This is a genomic window from Citrobacter sedlakii (assembly GCF_018128425.1).
In the GTDB taxonomy this organism is placed as follows: domain Bacteria; phylum Pseudomonadota; class Gammaproteobacteria; order Enterobacterales; family Enterobacteriaceae; genus Citrobacter_A; species Citrobacter_A sedlakii.
Genome location: NZ_CP071070.1, coordinates 1,580,897 through 1,597,691 on the forward strand (window position 1 = coordinate 1,580,897; position 16,795 = coordinate 1,597,691).

The following is a 16,795-nucleotide window of genomic DNA, read 5'->3' on the forward strand; positions in this document are numbered from 1 at the left end:
AAAAACGTCATTAAACTCTTCGGGAAATAATTATTAAATAGCGGGTAATGCAATATTAGCAGGTGAATATTAATTTAACCTTAAGAAATAAAATAAAGACGAAAAAGGGATTATTCGCCTGAATAACCTTTGCTTTTATTCAGATTTTAAGGCATTTTCACGACACGAATTTTCGACTGGTATACCGAAAGGTAGACCGTATTTTATTTATTTTTATTGCGTGGAAAGTGACGTGTCAGCTTATTTCCAGTATTTTTCTCATTCCCGAAAATATGCCGCTATTTTGATCGTCAGTCTGGTTGTTCTGATTGGTGTTAGCGGCAAGGTGGCGTGGAGCAGTAACGGTTTGCCGCGCATCAATACCCCGACGCTCGCCTTGCTGGCAAAGCAGCACCCCGTCATCGTTCTGTTTCGCCATGCTGAGCGCTGCGATCGTTCCGAACATCCCTGTCTGTCAGATAAAACCGGTATTACCGCATACGGCGCGCATCAGGCCAGGGCGCGTGGAGAGACGTTCGCCGCACAAATTAACGATTATTCATTATTTGCCAGTCCTGCCGTACGCACTATTCAGTCGGCGACGTGGTTTTCCGGCGGTAAGAAACTCACCGTAGATAACGCGATGCGTACATGTGGAGGCGGAACGCAACGGGCTATTCTACGCCTCGCCAAACAGTCACAGGGTAAAAATACGGTTATTTTTACGCATAATCATTGTCTGACGTGGCTGGCGGAAAATATGCGCGGCGTTAAATACGATCCGGGATATTTGGACGCTTTAGTGATGCATGCCGATCACGGTAAGCTTTATTTAGATGGTCAACTGATGATTCAATAATAAAAGCTTATCTCATCAGCGTCTCAATGACAGCCATAAAGGCTGTCATGTTCTGTTAAAGTAATCCTTTCAGCCCCAACGTTTTTCGCGTGGCGATATTCAGATCATATTTCGGTAAATCTTCCGGTTTGACCCAGGCGAAGGCCTGAAACTCTTCGTTAATATGCACTTCACGGTTAGCGGCAATGCAGTCAAAGATCAGGTAAATCATGTAGATCTCTTCCTGACTACCGTCCGGATAGGTTTTAGTACGGATATCATCGCTGAACGTCCAGGGTTTAATATCACTCAGTATCAATTCATCTCCGAGCTCTTCGCGGATCTCACGACGCAGGGCGTCTTCAATTAGCTCCCCCGGCTCCACGCCACCGCCTGATAAGGCCCATTGACCCGGAAAAACACCGCGATCGTCGGCCATCTGGCACAACAGGTAACTGCCATTATTCTGTATTAAGGGGCAAACAATAGTCCTTTGACGCACGATAATGTTCCTTAAAGCAGAGGTAAATGTGCCAGCGAAAAGCATATCGCCTGACAACACGAGTAAAAAACGTCTCTTTTCCAGACAAAACCGGGAATTAATGTAAGGAAGATTGATCAATAAAAAATTGATCCTGGGCAAGCCCCTATTGGCTATACGGATTTCGTTACCGTTTCCCCTTACCAGACCGATCTTATTTAGTTACAAAACCCTGAACTAACTATTTTTTAACACCTTGATTCCTGCGTTAATGACAGTACAATCCGGCGGTTTTGGGACGTTTTGCGCAATTGCTTGCTGGAAAGGGTAAAAATGAAAAAAAGCGTAATAGTTGGACTGGCTGGAATGCTGTTCGTGTCTGCGACCGTGAATGCGATGAGTATCAGCGGTCAGGCGGGGGAAGATTACACCAATCTCGGTGTTGGATTTGGTACGGAGTCCAGCGGCCTGGCGCTGAGCGGTAACTGGATGCACAACGATGACGACGGCGACGCCGCAGGTCTGGGTTTGGGGTTAAATATTCCTCTTGGACCCATGCTGGCAACGGTCGGCGGCAAAGGCATTTATACCAATCCCAAGGATGGTGAAGAAGGTTACGCGGCGGCGGTCGGCGGCGGGCTGCAGTGGCCGATTGGCGACAGCTTCCGTCTGTTTGGCGAGTACTATTACTCACCGGACTCGCTGTCCAGCGGTATTGACAGCTACGAAGAAGCTAACGCTGGCGCACGCTGGACCCTTCTGCGTCCGCTGAGCATTGAAGCGGGCTATCGCTATCTGAATCTGGCGGGCAAAGACGGCAACCGCGACAACGCAATTGCTGACGGTCCGTATGTTGGGGTTAACGCCAGCTTCTAATCGCTTCGGCGCGGCGTCCTGCCGCGCCTGTTTTTTTCTCCTCCTCCTTCTTCATGCGTTATAGTGTTTGCATCATAAAAGCAGGAGAACACGATGTTACACGTGGAGATGCTATCCACCGGGGATGAAGTGTTGCATGGGCAAATTGTCGACACTAACGCCGCCTGGCTGGCCGATTTTTTCTTTAATCAGGGATTACCCTTAACGCGTCGCAACACGGTGGGCGACAATCTTGACGACCTGGTCGCCGTTTTGCGCGAGCGCAGCCAGCACGCAGATGTTCTGATCGTCAATGGCGGGCTGGGCCCCACCAGCGATGATCTGAGCGCCCTGGCGGCGGCGACGGCAAAGGGGGAGGGGTTGGTGTTACATGAACCGTGGCTTGCTGAAATGGCGCGTTTTTTCCGCGAGCGCGGTCGGGTGATGGCGCCCAGCAACCGCAAACAGGCGGAGCTGCCGGCCAGCGCCGAGTTTATCAACAATCCGGTCGGGACCGCCTGTGGCTTTGCGGTTCAGTTGAATCGCTGCCTGATGTTTTTCACGCCGGGCGTGCCGTCTGAATTTAAGGTGATGATTGAGCACGAGATCCTGCCGCGCCTGCGTGAACGCTTCGCGCTGAGCGAAGCACCGCTGTGTCTGCGTCTGACGACCTTCGGACGTTCGGAAAGCGATCTTGCCCAAAGCCTTGACTCGCTGACGCTGCCGGAAGGTGTGACGCTGGGGTACCGTTCGTCAATGCCGATCATCGAGCTGAAGCTCACTGGCCCATACGCCCAGCGTGAAGCGATGCAAACCCTGTGGCAGGAGGTGAAGCGCGTTGCCGGACAAAGCCTGATCTTTGAAGGCACGGAAGGCCTGCCTGCGCAAATTGCCCGGGAACTGCAGAAAAAGCAGCTTAGCCTGACGCTCAGCGAGCAGTACACCGCAGGGCTGGTGGCGTTGCAGCTTTCAAGGGCGGGCGCGCCGCTTCTGGCCAGTGAAGTGGTGCCTTCTCAGGAAGAAACGCTGGCGCAAACCGCGCACTGGACGAACGAGCGTCGCGGTAACCATTATGCCGGTCTGGCGCTGGCGGTATCCGGCCTGGAAAACGAACATCTTAATTTTGCCCTGGCCACGCCAGACGGCACCTGGGCGCTACGGGTTCATTTTAGCGTCACACGGCATAGCCTGCAGGTGCGTCAGGAAGTCTGCGCGATGATGGCGCTGAATATGCTGCGCCGCTGGCTTAACCATCAGGAGATCGCGACAGAGCACGGCTGGATTGAGGTGGTCGAGTCGTTTACGCTGTGATCGCGCTGACTCGCTTGTAAAAAAGTTTCCGGCACACTGCCCGGTTGCGTTACGGCATACCGGGCCTGGGCGATAGCGCTTTTTAAGATGCCCACCGTGGCGTCAGTCGCCATCCGGCAATAAGCCGTCATGCTTGTCCAACCTGCTGTACTCCCGCCGAAAAAATCCGTGCGTTTATTCACATTTTTCCTCATTTTTTTCCATTCTGCTGGAAGTGAGGCGCGATTTGATGTGCTTCACAAATTTCCCCCTGCGTACCGATCACACTGATTCCAGTATCTCAGACTGGAGTCCAGTATGTTGGAATCAAGTAAAGTGCCGGCGCTTACCCGCGCCATCGACATCCTTAATCTGATCGCGAGGATTGGCCCGTGCAGCGCGGCGACGATCATTGAGACGCTGGGCATTCCCAAGAGCACCGCGTATCTGCTGCTCAACGAACTGAAGCGCCAGCGGTTTATCAGCGTCGACCATCACGAGAATTTTTGCCTGTGGACCAAACTGGTGGAGCTTTCCGGGCATGCGCTTAGCAAAATGGATCTGCGTGAACTGGCACGCCCGCGCCTGACACAGTTGATGGATGAAACCGGCATGCTCTGCCATTTGGGGATCATCGATCACGAGAGTGCTTACTACATCCTGAAAGTGGAATCTTCCTCCACCATCAGCGTTCGCTCCCACGAAGGTAAAAGCCTTTCGCTTTATCGTTCCGGTATCGGCAAATGTCTGCTGGCCTGGCAACCGGCGCCGGTGCGCAAAGCCATCATTGCGCAACTGGTATGGGAAAAGGCGACGCCGACGACCATTACCGACCCGCAACAGCTTAGCGACGAACTGGAGCGCATCCGCCAGCGCGGATGGAGCTTTGACAACGGTGAAGATTACCCGGACGTGCGTTGTGTCGCCGCGCCAGTTTTTAATGCCAACAATGAACCCGCCGCCGCCATTTCGGTGGTCGGCACCCGATTACAAATCAACGATGAGAACCGTGATTATCTGGCCGGGAAGGCGATTGCCTGCGCGAAGGATATTTCACGCCTTCTGGGATGGAAAAGTCCCTTCGATTCACTCGCATCATAAATGGAGAACATCATGACCCTACCTAAAATTAAACATGTTCGCGCCTGGTTTACCGGCGGCGCTACGGCTGAAAAAGGCGCTGGCGGCGGTGACTATCACGATCAGGGGGCCAATCACTGGATTGACGATCACATCGCCACGCCGATGAGTAAATATCGCGAGTACGAACAGTCGCGTCAGTCTTTCGGGATCAACGTACTGGGCACGCTGATTGTGGAAGTCGAAGCCGATAACGGCCAGACGGGCTTTGCCGTCTCCACGGCGGGCGAGATGGGCTGTTTTATCGTTGAAAAGCATCTCAATCGGTTTATCGAAGGGAAATGTGTCAGCGACATCAAACTGATACACGATCAAATGCTTGGCGCGACCATGTACTATTCCGGTTCCGGCGGTCTGGTCATGAACACGATTTCCTGCGTCGATCTGGCGTTGTGGGATCTGTTCGGTAAAGTCGTTGGCCTGCCGGTTTACAAACTGCTTGGCGGCGCAGTGCGGGACGAAATTCAGTTCTATGCCACTGGCGCCCGTCCGGATCTGGCGAAAGGGATGGGCTTTATCGGCGGGAAAATGCCGACCCACTGGGGGCCGCATGACGGCGATGCGGGGATCCGTAAAGATGCGGCAATGGTCGCCGATATGCGCGAGAAGTGCGGGCCGGATTTCTGGCTGATGCTCGACTGCTGGATGAGCCAGGACGTGAACTATGCCACCAAACTGGCCCACGCCTGTGCGCCTTACAATCTGAAATGGATTGAAGAGTGTCTGCCGCCGCAGCAGTACGAAGGCTACCGCGAACTGAAGCGCAATGCGCCGGCGGGGATGATGGTCACCAGCGGTGAGCATCACGGCACCCTCCAGTCTTTCCGCACCTTGTCGGAAACCGGCATCGACATTATGCAACCGGATGTGGGCTGGTGCGGCGGCCTGACCACGCTGGTCGAGATCGCCGCTATCGCCAAAGCGCGCGGACAGCTGGTGGTGCCACACGGTTCCTCGGTCTATTCGCATCACGCGGTCATTACCTTCACGAATACGCCATTCAGCGAATTCCTGATGACCAGCCCGGACTGTTCAACGATGCGCCCGCAGTTTGACCCGATCCTGCTCGATGAGCCGGTGCCGGTGAACGGACGCATTCATAAATCTGTACTGGATAAGCCTGGATTTGGCGTCGAGCTTAACCGCGACTGCAACCTGAAACGCCCTTATAGCCACTAATGACCTGTGCGTTGCCGTTCATCCGGCAACGCCCTCTCTGTTGAGGATCTTGCTATGAGTACCACTTTGCTTGACCGCGTCGTAAAGAAAAACCGCGCGCGTTTGATCCCGTTCATGCTCACGCTGTACGTACTGGCGTTTCTGGATCGTTCGAATATTGGCTTCGCCAAAGAGACCTATCAAATTGATACCGGGCTAAGCAATGAAGCCTATGCGCTGGGGGCGGGGATTTTCTTCGTGGTCTACGCCTTTCTCGGGGTGCCTGCTAACCTGCTGATGCGCAAACTGGGGGCGAGAACCTGGATCGGCACCACCACGCTGCTGTGGGGCTTTCTCTCCGCGGCGATGGCGTGGGCGGATACAGAGGCGAAATTCCTGATTATTCGTACCCTGCTGGGGGCGGCGGAAGCCGGTTTCTTCCCCGGCATGATCTATCTGACCTCGCAGTGGTTCCCGCAGCGCACCCGCGCAAGCATTATGGGGCTGTTCTATATGGGCGCGCCGCTGGCGCTGACGCTGGGGTCGCCGCTTTCCGGCGCGCTGCTGGAAATGCACGGCTTCATGGGGCATCCGGGATGGTTCTGGATGTTCGTTATCGAAGGTTTACTGGCGGTTGGCGCAGGCGTGTTCACGTTTTTCTGGCTGGACGACACGCCGCAACAGGCACGTTTCCTGAGCGCAGAAGAAAAGGCCGCGCTGATAAGCCAACTGGCGAGCGAAGAAGAGAAGAAGGTCACGTCAAAACTCACCGATGCCCTGCGTAACGGACGCGTCTGGCAACTGGCGATCATTTACCTGACGATCCAGGTGGCGGTGTACGGGCTGATCTTCTTTCTGCCGACGCAGGTGGCGGCGTTGTTGGGGACCAAAGTGGGGTTCACCGCGTCGGTGGTCACCGCCATTCCGTGGGTCGCCGCGCTGTTTGGCACCTGGCTCATCCCGCGCTATTCCGACCGCACCGGCGATCGCCGAAACGTCGCCGCGCTGACGCTGTTAGCGGCTGGCATTGGTATTGGGCTTTCCGGGCTGGTTTCTCCGGTGCTGGCGATACTGGCGCTTTGCGTCGCGGCGGTGGGCTTTATTGCGGTACAACCGGTGTTCTGGACCATGCCGACGCAGCTGCTTTCGGGGACGGCGCTGGCGGCGGGGATCGGCTTTGTTAACCTGTTTGGCGCGGTAGGGGGATTTATCGCGCCGATCCTGCGCGTGAAGGCGGAAACGATGTTCGCCAGCGACGCGGCGGGTCTGCTGACTCTGGCCGGGGTCGCCATCATTGGCGCGTTAATCATCTTCACTCTGAGCGTGAACCGTGCCGCGTCGCAACCGGGTGCTGCGCATCAATAATTTTATCCACGTTGTAAGGATCATTATGAACGCATTGTTAGCAAACCCTTTTAAGGAAGGTTTACAAAAAGGGGAAGTGCAAATTGGGCTGTGGCTGAGTTCGACCACGTCTTATATGGCGGAAATTGCCGCGACCTCCGGTTATGACTGGCTGCTGATCGACGGTGAACACGCACCGAATACGGTGCAGGATCTGTATCATCAATTACAGGCTATCGCGCCGTATGCCAGCCAGCCGGTGATCCGGCCGGTTGAGGGAAGCAAAGCGCTGATTAAACAGGTGCTGGATATCGGTGCGCAAACGCTGCTAATCCCGATGGTCGATACCGCCGAACAGGCGCGTCAGGTGGTTGCCGCCACCCGTTACCCACCGCTTGGCGAGCGCGGCGTCGGGGCCAGCGTCGCGCGGGCGGCACGCTGGGGACGTATCGACAACTACATGGCGCAGGCCAACGAATCGCTGTGCCTGCTGGTACAGGTCGAAAGCAAAACGGCGCTCGACAATCTCGACGCTATTCTCGACGTGGACGGCATTGACGGCGTGTTTATTGGCCCGGCGGATCTCTCTGCGTCGCTGGGTTATCCGGATAACGCCGGACACCCGGACGTGCAGCGCATCATTCAGGAAAGCATTGCTCGCATACGCGCCGCCGGTAAAGCGGCAGGGTTCCTCGCGGTTGACCCGGCCATAGCGAAAAAATGCCTGCAGTGGGGGGCTAACTTCGTCGCCGTGGGCGTCGATACCATGCTTTATACCGAGGCGCTGGATCGCCGACTGGCGATGTTTAAAGCTGTCGGTTCAGCGACCCCGGTAAAAAGTAGCTACTGAGTAAACGTGCCGGATGGCGACGCTTCGCTTATCCGGCCTGCTTATGGCATCAGTGGTGGCTGGCTATGACCTCATCAACAGAGATACCGGTAATGGTCAGCACCAAATCACGTTCGATCCCTTTCTCGATCATCATACGCGCAATGCGCAGCGCCTCTTCTCTGGTGCCTGTTTGCTTACCTTCGTGTAATCCTTGTTCAAGCCCTTGCTGAAGGCCTTTTTGCAGCCCCTCCTGCAATCCATGACGGTGGCCTTCCTGCCGCAGTCGTTCTGCAATTGTCATCAGTCTCTCCTTATGATGGGGGGAACGTTCGGCGACCTCGCGGATAAACTCGCTAAAGCGCGTCGCATCGCCGTACTGCACCAGATAATTAAACAGCGTTTGCAGCTGGCTGTCATTAGCAATACCGGTAACTAACAGCGTCACCAGCCGGTCAACCAGACCCATCAGATCGCGATCCCGGATATGCTTTTGCATAAGCTCAAGCAGAGCAACGCGCTGGTGTTGCATGATTTCATCGTCAGGCACCACCGTTATGTCCACCAGCGGAAAGGCCTCCGTATAGAGCTGCCGTGCCAGCTGCGGATTATCAAATTCGTCCAGCCAGTTTAGCGACCAGGGATACGGACTTTGCACGCCGTGGTAAAACAGCATCGGGATCACCAGCGGCAGCGTTTTATGCCCGGCATCCAGATGATGTTGCATGGCGGCGGTGGCATAGCGCATGAGCCGAAAGGCCATATGTGGCACGGCAGTGCTCTGATGTTCAATGACGCAATAGATATAGCCTTCGCCTTCTTTTGTTTTCAGCGACCACACGACGTCAGAATAATATGCGCGGAGATCCTGTTCGATAAACGTGGTGGCTTCCAGCCTGAGCGTTGTTAAATCGCACATTTCGCGCAATGGCGCGGGAAGGTGGATAGTGAGAAAGTCCCGTGCCACTGCAGGACTGGAAATCAGCTTTTTAAACACCGCATCGTGCGGAGTGGATGTGGTTGAATGCGTCATGGTAGTCCGTCACCTTAACATTGTGTTGTCGTGACGTTACAGGCTGATGGCGCGGGTTGCATTAGTTGAATACAGGCTTTGCGCGGCGGGACGAGGGAAAGTTGCTTGCGGTTGCAACGCATACAGTTTTATGGAAAGAATCACGCAAAAATGCCGGATGCAATCCGGCATGGATGTGATGTTCAGGCTCTGTGTTTTGCGCCGTCAGGTAAGTGCGTTAGCCGAGCGCCTGCGCTAACAGCGTTATCGGATGTTCGCAACGCTTGCTGGTGGACATCTCAATTTGCCATTTACAGGTTTCGCAGTCGGTAACCACGATATCTGCGCCGCTCTCTTCAATCTGTTTAAACAGCGGCGCGCCAATGGATTGCGAGGTGGGGAAGTTCTCTTTCTTAAAGCCATAGGTTCCGGCGATTCCGCAGCACTGAGAGTCCAGCACCGTTAGCTCCAGACCCGGTATCCGGCGCAGCAGTTCAAGGGTATACAGCGTCCAGCCCATTTTTTCCATGTGGCACGGCGTGTGATAAACCACTTTCAGCGGCAGCGTTTTCAACGGCAACGTTTTGCCTTCATCAAGCCTGAGCCACAGCCAGCGGGTCGCCAGTTCGATGTGCTCTCGCAGACCGCGGTTGTCGACATCCAGCACTTCCGGATACTCGTCGCGCAGGGCGAAGGTACAGGTGGAGGAGGTGGCGATAACGGGGATGCCTTTTACCGCAATCGCTTCGCGCAGCGATTCGACGTTCGTCACCGCCTGCTTACGCGCTTTGTCGGTGAAACCGTTGGCGATAAGCGGTACCCCGCAACACTTCTCTTTGCTCAACAACTGGACGCCGGTGCCCATGGCGTTCAGCACCTTAATTAAGTCCTTTCCGAGTTGCGGATGGTTGTAATTGACAAAACAACCATGAAAGAAGGCGACCTGATCCTTATATTGCGCCTGCTGCTGCGCCACGCTGCGATACCAGCGACGGAAGGTGCCAAACGAGTATTTGGGCAGGGTGCGACGATGGTCGATTTTTAGCGCGTAATCAAGCAACTGGCGCACCGGTTTTAGCGATGTTGCGGTATTCACTACCGGGGCGAACGGCGTGGAGACGCTTCCCATCAGATCCGTATGGCTGAGGATGAAATTGCGTAGCGACGGGCGCGAAGTGTCATATTTTGCCCGCGCGCGCTGAATGATATCGCCAATCTTCACATCAGACGGACACGCCACTTCGCAGCGCTTGCAGTTAATGCAATATTTCAGCGCCTCATCGTATAGCGCACCGTCTTTCAGACGCAGACGCTCGCCGTCGGGTCCGGCCTGTTTGGGGCCGGGATAACCGGGATTGACGCGGCTGACCGGACAGGCGGTGGTGCACACTGTGCACTTGATGCAACTTTCAAAACGGGTATCGCTCATTGCTCACCTCCTGCACGTTTTGCGATCTCATGGGCGGCGTGTAAGGCGGTGACGGCGCAGACGCCGCCGCCGCATCCCTGGGTTATCGGGTCGAATCCGCCGAGCACCGAACCAATGGCAAACAGGTTTTCTACCGTTTGCCCGGCCAGCGATGGACGTAACGCTGCGTCGGTGGTGACGCCAAACTGCTGCCAGGGTTGGGCGTCAAAGAAATCTTGTCGGTACCACCCGGCACGGTTGGCCGTTTGCTGAACATCCAGTCCAAGAATCGGTTCGCGAATGCCCTGACGGTCAGCCACCAGCCCACTGCTGAAGAAGCTGCCGCTGGCCAGTACCGCGAAGCGCGGACGGAGTGGAATATCAGCATGATTGCGGGTCCAGATTTCGCTCACCGCGCCGTTTTTGCAGGTCACTTTCTTCACTTCATCGCCTGGCATCCAGATCCCGCCCTGACGTACGAACTGGCGCTGAAGCTGATTATGCAGACGAATGCCCAGCACAGACGGCGGCAGGGTCGGCAGCAGCGTCAGCGGACACGGCAGGCGCGCGTTGAGCCAGCGCCAGAGGCGCTCATCCGCGAGGCCAAAGCAGGCGGGCATCATCACCATCTCGCAGCTTTTCGCCACGGGTAACAGCGCGTCGAACAGCAGCGGCCATTTGTCTTCGTTGTCAAGAAAACGCGCAATGTTCACCGCGCGAAACTCCGTGGCGTTGTCGCGTAGCACGTCCAGTTCGGGCAGGTCGATCTCCGCCGTGTCGACCGTCAAACCGGCCTGCTGCAGAGAGGCGGCGGCAAGATGCGCCTGAAAATCGAGCAGACCGGTGATACCGACCACGCACAAGTGTTTTGCGGTAAGCGGCCAGACCGGAATTTCCGGCGCGCTAAGCCAGGTCGTCCGCAGCGTGCCCAGCGGGGTGACGCGCTGATGCGATTGCCTTACGTCGCCCTGCATCTGTGCGCCGGATGTTTGCAGCACTGCCTGTGCTTGCTGTGCAAGCTGTAGCACATGTTCTGTTCCCAGTTGTGAATAAGGGTGGGCAGGCGCCTGTTTTTGCAGTGCGTCCAGACCGGCAGCGATATCCGTTACCGGTTGTCCATCCGGTAATGCGCTGAGCAGATCCAGCGAACCGGAGGAGAAGTGCAGCGCGCTTTGCCCGCGGGTGACGATCGCACAGCGCTGGCCATGTTTTTGCAACTGCAAACCGCAGAGGAGTCCGGCCAGACCGCCGCCCATAATGACTGTATCAAATCTCATCGCGCGGCTCCTTTTCCAGACCACATAAGCCCTGGTATACCCAGCGGGTGAATTCGCTTTCGCGCAGCGCGTCGCCCCAGGCGATAGGCTGCACGCCTTTCCAGCGTTCATTTAAGAAATCAGAGAGTTGGCTGATGGATTGTGTGGCGGTGGTGATATTAAAACGTTGCAACAATCCGGCGGCACGGCAGGCGCACAGTTCACCCTGGCAGGTGCCCATGCCTACGCGGGTACGGCGGCGCAGGTCAAGCAGGCTGTTCACGTTTAAATTTTCCACCGCGTACTGGACTTCGCCAGCGGTGACGGCTTCACATTCGCAAACCACGCTGCGATGCTGACGTCCCTGGCTTAACCACGCCGGCGTGCGATCGCCGTGGCGATAAACGGCGGAGCCGCGCAGCGGCGCGGGCAGGGAGATCACGCGCTTAAGGGTGGTTTCTGTCGGTTCGTGCGAACCAGGCAGCGGCGTGTCGGCGGTCATACAGGGGCGAGTATTACCCAGTTTGCGACAGACCGCATCGGTGGCCCACTCCGCCATCAGGCGGTAGGTCATCAATTTGCCGCCGGTAATGGTGATAAATCCGTCCAGACCATCGCGTTCCGCATGGTCGAACAGCACAATACCGCGGCTGACGTTGCGTCCGCTCGGATCGTCGTCGCTGGTGACCAGCGGCCTTACTCCGGAGTATGCGCGCAGGATACGGGTCTTCGCCATCACGGGCGACAGTTTTTCCCCTTCACGCAGCAGAATATCCACTTCCTCGGCGGTGACGCGGTTGCTGTCGATATCGTTGTAATCAATGTGGGTTGAGGTGGTGCCAATGAGTGAAATGGTGTCGCCCGGCACCAGAATATCGGCATCGGACGGCTTACGGCAGCGGTTTATCACATGCTGATTAATACGGTGATCCAGAATCAGCAGCGATCCTTTCGCCGGGAACATGCGGATGCTCAGGTCGGCGTATTCCGCGATTCGTTGCCCCCAGATCCCGGCGGCATTGACCACCACTGGCGCATGCAGCGTTTGCGTTTCGCCAGTCAGCGCATTGCGTACATGCACGCCGCTGACCGTTGCCCCTTCGCGGATCAGGCCGGTCACTTCATGAGCGGTCAGAATCACTGCGCCATGCTCCTTCGCATCAAGCATATTCGCCGCCGTGAGGCGGAACGGATCGATCGTGCCGTCAGGGACTTTTACCGCGCCAGTCAGCTGTGGATTGACTGAGGGTTCAATTATGCGCGCCTGCTGCGGATCGATCGCCTCTGCGCGGATCCCGGCCTCTTCGCAGGCGCGAATAAACGTGGCCTGGAATGCGAGGTCGTCTTCGGGCAGGGTAATAAACAGACCGTCCGTCGGTTCAACGCAGTGACGGGCGATACGTTTTAAAATCTGGTTTTCGCTGATGCACTCGCGGGCGGACTCTGCGTCAGTGACCGCATAGCGCGCGCCGCTGTGCAGCAGACCGTGGTTGCGCCCGGTCGCGCCGGTGGCGATGTCGTGGCGTTCAACTAACATAACGCGCAGGCCGCGTAGCGCGCAGTCACGGGCAATACCGGCCCCCGTGGCGCCTCCACCAATGATAATCACGTCAGCAGTTTGCGAGTCGCGAGTTTTCATTGTTTTCCCTCACAGTTCGTTTTTTATCATTTAGCCACATAAAACGCATGGTTTGTTTGATTTCGCGCATATTCGCTCATGATTCGAAAATGAAACGTGATTTCGTGCGCCTTTCTGAACATTTGTCATAAAACTGTAACAATATGTGCTGTAATTCACATTAACCGCATGTATCTTTACTTAACATCGCGGCCACACTGGAAGCAGCGGGGTTGTTTGTACGAACTGCGGTGTTGACCACTTATAAAGAGACGGGCCACGGAGGCTACATTATGTTGAGTATTTTTAAACCAGCCGCGCATAAAGCGCGCTTGCCGCAAGCGGAGATTGATCCGACCTATCGTCGGCTCCGTTGGCAGATTTTCCTGGGGATATTCTTTGGCTATGCCGCGTATTACCTGGTGTGCAAGAACTTCGCGCTGGCCATGCCGTATCTGGTGGAGCAAGGGTTTTCGCGCGGCGATCTCGGTTTTGCGCTGTCAGGGATTTCCATCGCTTACGGATTTTCGAAATTCATCATGGGGTCGGTGTCCGACCGCTCGAATCCGCGCGTTTTCCTTCCCGCCGGTCTGATTCTCGCGGCGGCGGTTATGCTGTTCATGGGCTTTGTGCCGTGGGCGACATCGAGCATTGCCATTATGTTTGTCCTGTTGTTCCTGTGTGGCTGGTTCCAGGGGATGGGGTGGCCGCCGTGTGGTCGTACTATGGTGCACTGGTGGTCGCAGAAAGAGCGCGGCGGTATCGTGTCGGTATGGAACTGCGCGCATAACGTCGGCGGCGGGATCCCTCCACTGCTGTTCCTGCTTGGTATGGCATGGTTTAACGACTGGAAAGCCGCGCTGTATATGCCTGCGTTTGGCGCAATCATCGTTGCGCTCTTTGCTTTCGCCATGATGCGCGACACGCCGCAGTCCTGCGGCCTGCCGCCGATCGAAGAGTACAAAAACGATTATCCGGACGACTACAACGAAAAAGCGGAAGAAGAGCTGACCGCGAAGCAGATTTTCATGCAGTACGTATTGCCGAACAAACTGCTGTGGTACATCGCTATCGCTAACGTCTTTGTTTATCTGCTGCGCTACGGCATCCTCGACTGGTCGCCGACCTATCTCAAGGAAGTGAAGCATTTTGCGCTGGATAAATCGTCCTGGGCTTATTTCTTGTATGAATATGCAGGCATTCCGGGCACCCTGCTGTGCGGTTGGATGTCGGATAAAGTGTTCCGCGGCAACCGTGGCGCCACCGGCGTATTCTTTATGACCCTGGTGACCATTGCGACCATCGTCTACTGGATGAACCCGGCGGGCAACCCGACTGTCGACATGATTTGCATGATCGTCATCGGCTTCCTGATTTACGGTCCGGTTATGTTGATTGGTCTGCATGCGCTGGAACTGGCGCCGAAAAAAGCGGCAGGGACTGCGGCAGGCTTTACCGGTCTGTTTGGCTACCTCGGCGGTTCTGTGGCGGCGAGCGCGATAGTGGGTTACACCGTTGACTTCTTCGGCTGGGACGGCGGCTTCATGGTGATGATTGGCGGCAGCATTCTGGCGGTGATCCTGCTGGTTATCGTCATGTTCGGCGAGAAACGCCATCACCAGGAGATGATGCTGAAACGCAACGGAGGCTAATGTAATGAAAACGACGTTTAAGAACCTGAGCCTGGCGCTGATGATGAGCGGGATGGTGCTGGGAAGCAGCGCGCTGGCTGCCAGCGATAACGATAAAGTGGTGATTGCGCACCGCGGCGCAAGCGGCTATCTGCCGGAGCATACGCTGCCTGCGAAAGCGATGGCCTACGCCCAGGGAGCGGATTACCTGGAGCAGGATCTGGTGATGACGAAGGATGACCGGCTGGTCGTCCTCCATGACCACTATCTTGATCGCGTCACTGACGTCGCTGAGCGCTTCCCGGATCGCGCGCGGAAAGACGGACGCTATTACGCTATCGACTTCACCCTTGAGGAGATCAAATCCCTGAAGTTTACCGAAGGGTTCGACCTGGAAAACGGCAAGAAGGTGCAAACCTATCCGGGCCGTTTCCCGATGGGAAAATCGGATTTCCGCGTGCATACTTTTGAAGAAGAGATCGAGTTTGTGCAGGGGCTGAATCACTCTACCGGCAAAAACATCGGCATCTATCCGGAAATTAAAGCGCCGTGGTTCCACCATCAGGAAGGAAAGGACATTGCGGCAACCACGCTGGACGTGCTGAAAAAGTACGGCTACAGCGACAAGCAGGATAAGGTTTATCTGCAAAGTTTTGACGTCGCGGAACTCAAGCGCATCAAAAACGAGCTGGAGCCAAAGATGGGGATGGATCTCAACCTGGTGCAGCTCATTGCGTATACCGACTGGAATGAGACTCAGGAAAAACAGCCGGACGGAAAATGGGTGAACTACAGCTATGACTGGATGTTCAAGCCCGGGGCGATGAAGCAGATTGCCGAATACGCCGATGGCATTGGCCCTGACTATCATATGCTGATTGATGAGACGTCGAAAAAAGACAACATCATCCTGACCGACATGGTGAAAGACGCGCACCAGAATAAGATGACGGTTCATCCTTATACGGTACGCGCGGATCAACTGCCGGACTACGCCGCGAATGTCGACCAGCTTTATGACATTCTTTACAACCAGGCGGGTGTTGACGGGCTGTTTACTGATTTCCCCGATAAAGCGGTAGTGTTCCTGCGTAAAGAGTAAACCGCGCCGTATCAACCTTACCACTGCACCCAAAAGCGGTTTTTCGCGCACCCGGGTGCAGTTTTTATTTTTACCCTCCTGGCCGCGCAGCCGAGCGTGAAGTCCGCAACCGAACATCACCTTCTCAAGTATTTCTTATGTAAGCGATCTATATTTCCTGTCTAAATCGTTTTCCACGTGACTATAACGGATGGTGAAAGATGGCGCAGGACGTTCTACAGTCAACCTTTTATGACTGGTGGGCCACGGAAGGGGATTGGGTGGAAGAACCTAACTCCCGACGCAAAGGCATGAGCGGAGTACAGTGTATTGAGCGGGACGGAACCCGGCTGTACGTGAAGCGGATGACGCAACATCTTTTTTACTCGCTGCGTTATCCGTGGGGGCGCCCGACGATTGTGCGTGAAATCGCGGTGATCAAAGAACTGGCGCGTGCTGGCGTTATCGTACCGAAAATCGTATATGGCGACGCGATGAAAGTTAACGGCGAGTGGCGCGCGTTACTTGTTACTGAGGACATGAGCGGCTTTGTCAGCATTGCCGACTGGTATCACCAGCACGCGCTAACGCCCTATCCTGATGATCTGCGGCAGGACATGCTCAAAGCCGTGGCGCTGGCCTTCAAAAAGATGCATGCCGTGAACCGTCAGCACGGTTGTTGCTATGTACGTCACATCTACGTAAAAACGGAAGGTGAAGTGGAAGCCGGATTTCTCGATCTGGAAAAAAGCCGTCGCCGCTTTCGTCGGCGTAAAGCCGCGCAGCACGACTTTTCCCAGTTAGAGAAAAACCTGCATCCGATTCCGCAAGCGGACTGGGAGGCGGTTAAAGCGTATTATGCCGCGCTGTAATAC

15 protein-coding genes are annotated in these 16,795 nt (G+C 55.6%); 10 read left to right on the forward strand and 5 right to left on the reverse strand.

The window, feature by feature from the left end; genetic code table 11:
• Nucleotides 1-232 precede the first annotated feature (232 nt).
• Nucleotides 233-838, forward strand: a complete 606-nt coding sequence (locus JY391_RS07535; protein ID WP_211935482.1) for a histidine phosphatase family protein — start codon at nucleotides 233-235, stop codon at nucleotides 836-838.
• A 55-nt stretch (nucleotides 839-893) separates the two neighbouring features.
• On the opposite strand, the gene nudI is transcribed toward JY391_RS07535, so the two are convergent.
• On the reverse strand, nucleotides 894-1,319 hold the full coding sequence (gene nudI / locus JY391_RS07540; RefSeq protein WP_181822838.1) for a nucleoside triphosphatase NudI: 426 nt from the start codon (nucleotides 1,317-1,319) through the stop codon (nucleotides 894-896).
• Nucleotides 1,320-1,631: 312 nt separating this feature from the next.
• Between nudI and JY391_RS07545 the strand changes: the two genes are divergently transcribed.
• The 6 genes from JY391_RS07545 (at nucleotide 1,632) to yfaU (ending at nucleotide 7,935) form a co-directional block, all read left to right on the forward strand.
• Nucleotides 1,632-2,174, forward strand: coding sequence for a YfaZ family protein (locus JY391_RS07545; protein WP_042290635.1), 543 nt, complete (start codon nucleotides 1,632-1,634; stop codon nucleotides 2,172-2,174).
• A 93-nt stretch (nucleotides 2,175-2,267) separates the two neighbouring features.
• Nucleotides 2,268-3,464, forward strand: a complete 1,197-nt coding sequence (locus JY391_RS07550) for a nicotinamide mononucleotide deamidase-related protein YfaY (protein WP_211935483.1) — start codon at nucleotides 2,268-2,270, stop codon at nucleotides 3,462-3,464.
• 297 nt (nucleotides 3,465-3,761) lie between these two features.
• Nucleotides 3,762-4,544 (forward strand): IclR family transcriptional regulator, encoded by a 783-nt coding sequence (locus JY391_RS07555; protein WP_211935484.1) that lies wholly within the window; start codon nucleotides 3,762-3,764, stop codon nucleotides 4,542-4,544.
• Between the two features lie 12 nt (nucleotides 4,545-4,556).
• Nucleotides 4,557-5,762, forward strand: a complete 1,206-nt coding sequence (gene rhmD, locus JY391_RS07560) for an L-rhamnonate dehydratase (RefSeq protein ID WP_060570160.1) — start codon at nucleotides 4,557-4,559, stop codon at nucleotides 5,760-5,762.
• A 54-nt stretch (nucleotides 5,763-5,816) separates the two neighbouring features.
• Nucleotides 5,817-7,106 (forward strand): MFS transporter, encoded by a 1,290-nt coding sequence (locus tag JY391_RS07565; RefSeq protein ID WP_042290623.1) that lies wholly within the window; start codon nucleotides 5,817-5,819, stop codon nucleotides 7,104-7,106.
• A gap of 25 nt (nucleotides 7,107-7,131) precedes the next feature.
• Nucleotides 7,132-7,935 (forward strand): 2-keto-3-deoxy-L-rhamnonate aldolase, encoded by an 804-nt coding sequence (gene yfaU, locus JY391_RS07570; protein WP_205612446.1) that lies wholly within the window; start codon nucleotides 7,132-7,134, stop codon nucleotides 7,933-7,935.
• Between the two features lie 49 nt (nucleotides 7,936-7,984).
• Here the strand turns inward: yfaU and JY391_RS07575 are convergent, their stop codons facing one another.
• From JY391_RS07575 to glpA, 4 genes are all read right to left on the reverse strand, one after another.
• Nucleotides 7,985-8,947: an Rpn family recombination-promoting nuclease/putative transposase gene (locus JY391_RS07575; protein ID WP_211935485.1), complete on the reverse strand. Its 963-nt coding sequence runs from the start codon at nucleotides 8,945-8,947 to the stop codon at nucleotides 7,985-7,987.
• A gap of 217 nt (nucleotides 8,948-9,164) precedes the next feature.
• The gene (gene glpC / locus JY391_RS07580) at nucleotides 9,165-10,355 is read right to left on the reverse strand and encodes an anaerobic glycerol-3-phosphate dehydrogenase subunit GlpC (RefSeq protein ID WP_211935486.1); all 1,191 of its coding nucleotides are present in this window, start codon (nucleotides 10,353-10,355) and stop codon (nucleotides 9,165-9,167) included.
• Complete coding sequence (glpB, locus tag JY391_RS07585) at nucleotides 10,352-11,611, reverse strand: glycerol-3-phosphate dehydrogenase subunit GlpB (RefSeq protein ID WP_211935487.1); 1,260 nt, start codon at nucleotides 11,609-11,611, stop codon at nucleotides 10,352-10,354. The genes glpC and glpB overlap by 4 nt, the downstream gene beginning before the upstream one ends.
• The gene (glpA, locus tag JY391_RS07590) at nucleotides 11,601-13,229 is read right to left on the reverse strand and encodes an anaerobic glycerol-3-phosphate dehydrogenase subunit A (RefSeq protein WP_211935488.1); all 1,629 of its coding nucleotides are present in this window, start codon (nucleotides 13,227-13,229) and stop codon (nucleotides 11,601-11,603) included. Before glpA ends, glpB begins: the two co-directional genes overlap by 11 nt.
• 272 nt (nucleotides 13,230-13,501) lie before the next feature.
• Between glpA and glpT the strand changes: the two genes are divergently transcribed.
• From glpT to inaA, 3 genes are all read left to right on the forward strand, one after another.
• On the forward strand, nucleotides 13,502-14,860 hold the full coding sequence (gene glpT / locus JY391_RS07595; protein WP_211935489.1) for a glycerol-3-phosphate transporter: 1,359 nt from the start codon (nucleotides 13,502-13,504) through the stop codon (nucleotides 14,858-14,860).
• 4 nt (nucleotides 14,861-14,864) lie between these two features.
• Nucleotides 14,865-15,941 carry a glycerophosphodiester phosphodiesterase gene (gene glpQ / locus JY391_RS07600; RefSeq protein ID WP_042290610.1) on the forward strand — a complete coding sequence of 359 codons (1,077 nt, stop codon included), beginning with the start codon at nucleotides 14,865-14,867 and terminating at the stop codon, nucleotides 15,939-15,941.
• 200 nt (nucleotides 15,942-16,141) lie between these two features.
• On the forward strand, nucleotides 16,142-16,792 hold the full coding sequence (gene inaA, locus JY391_RS07605) for a lipopolysaccharide kinase InaA (protein ID WP_060570127.1): 651 nt from the start codon (nucleotides 16,142-16,144) through the stop codon (nucleotides 16,790-16,792).
• Nucleotides 16,793-16,795 lie beyond the last annotated feature (3 nt).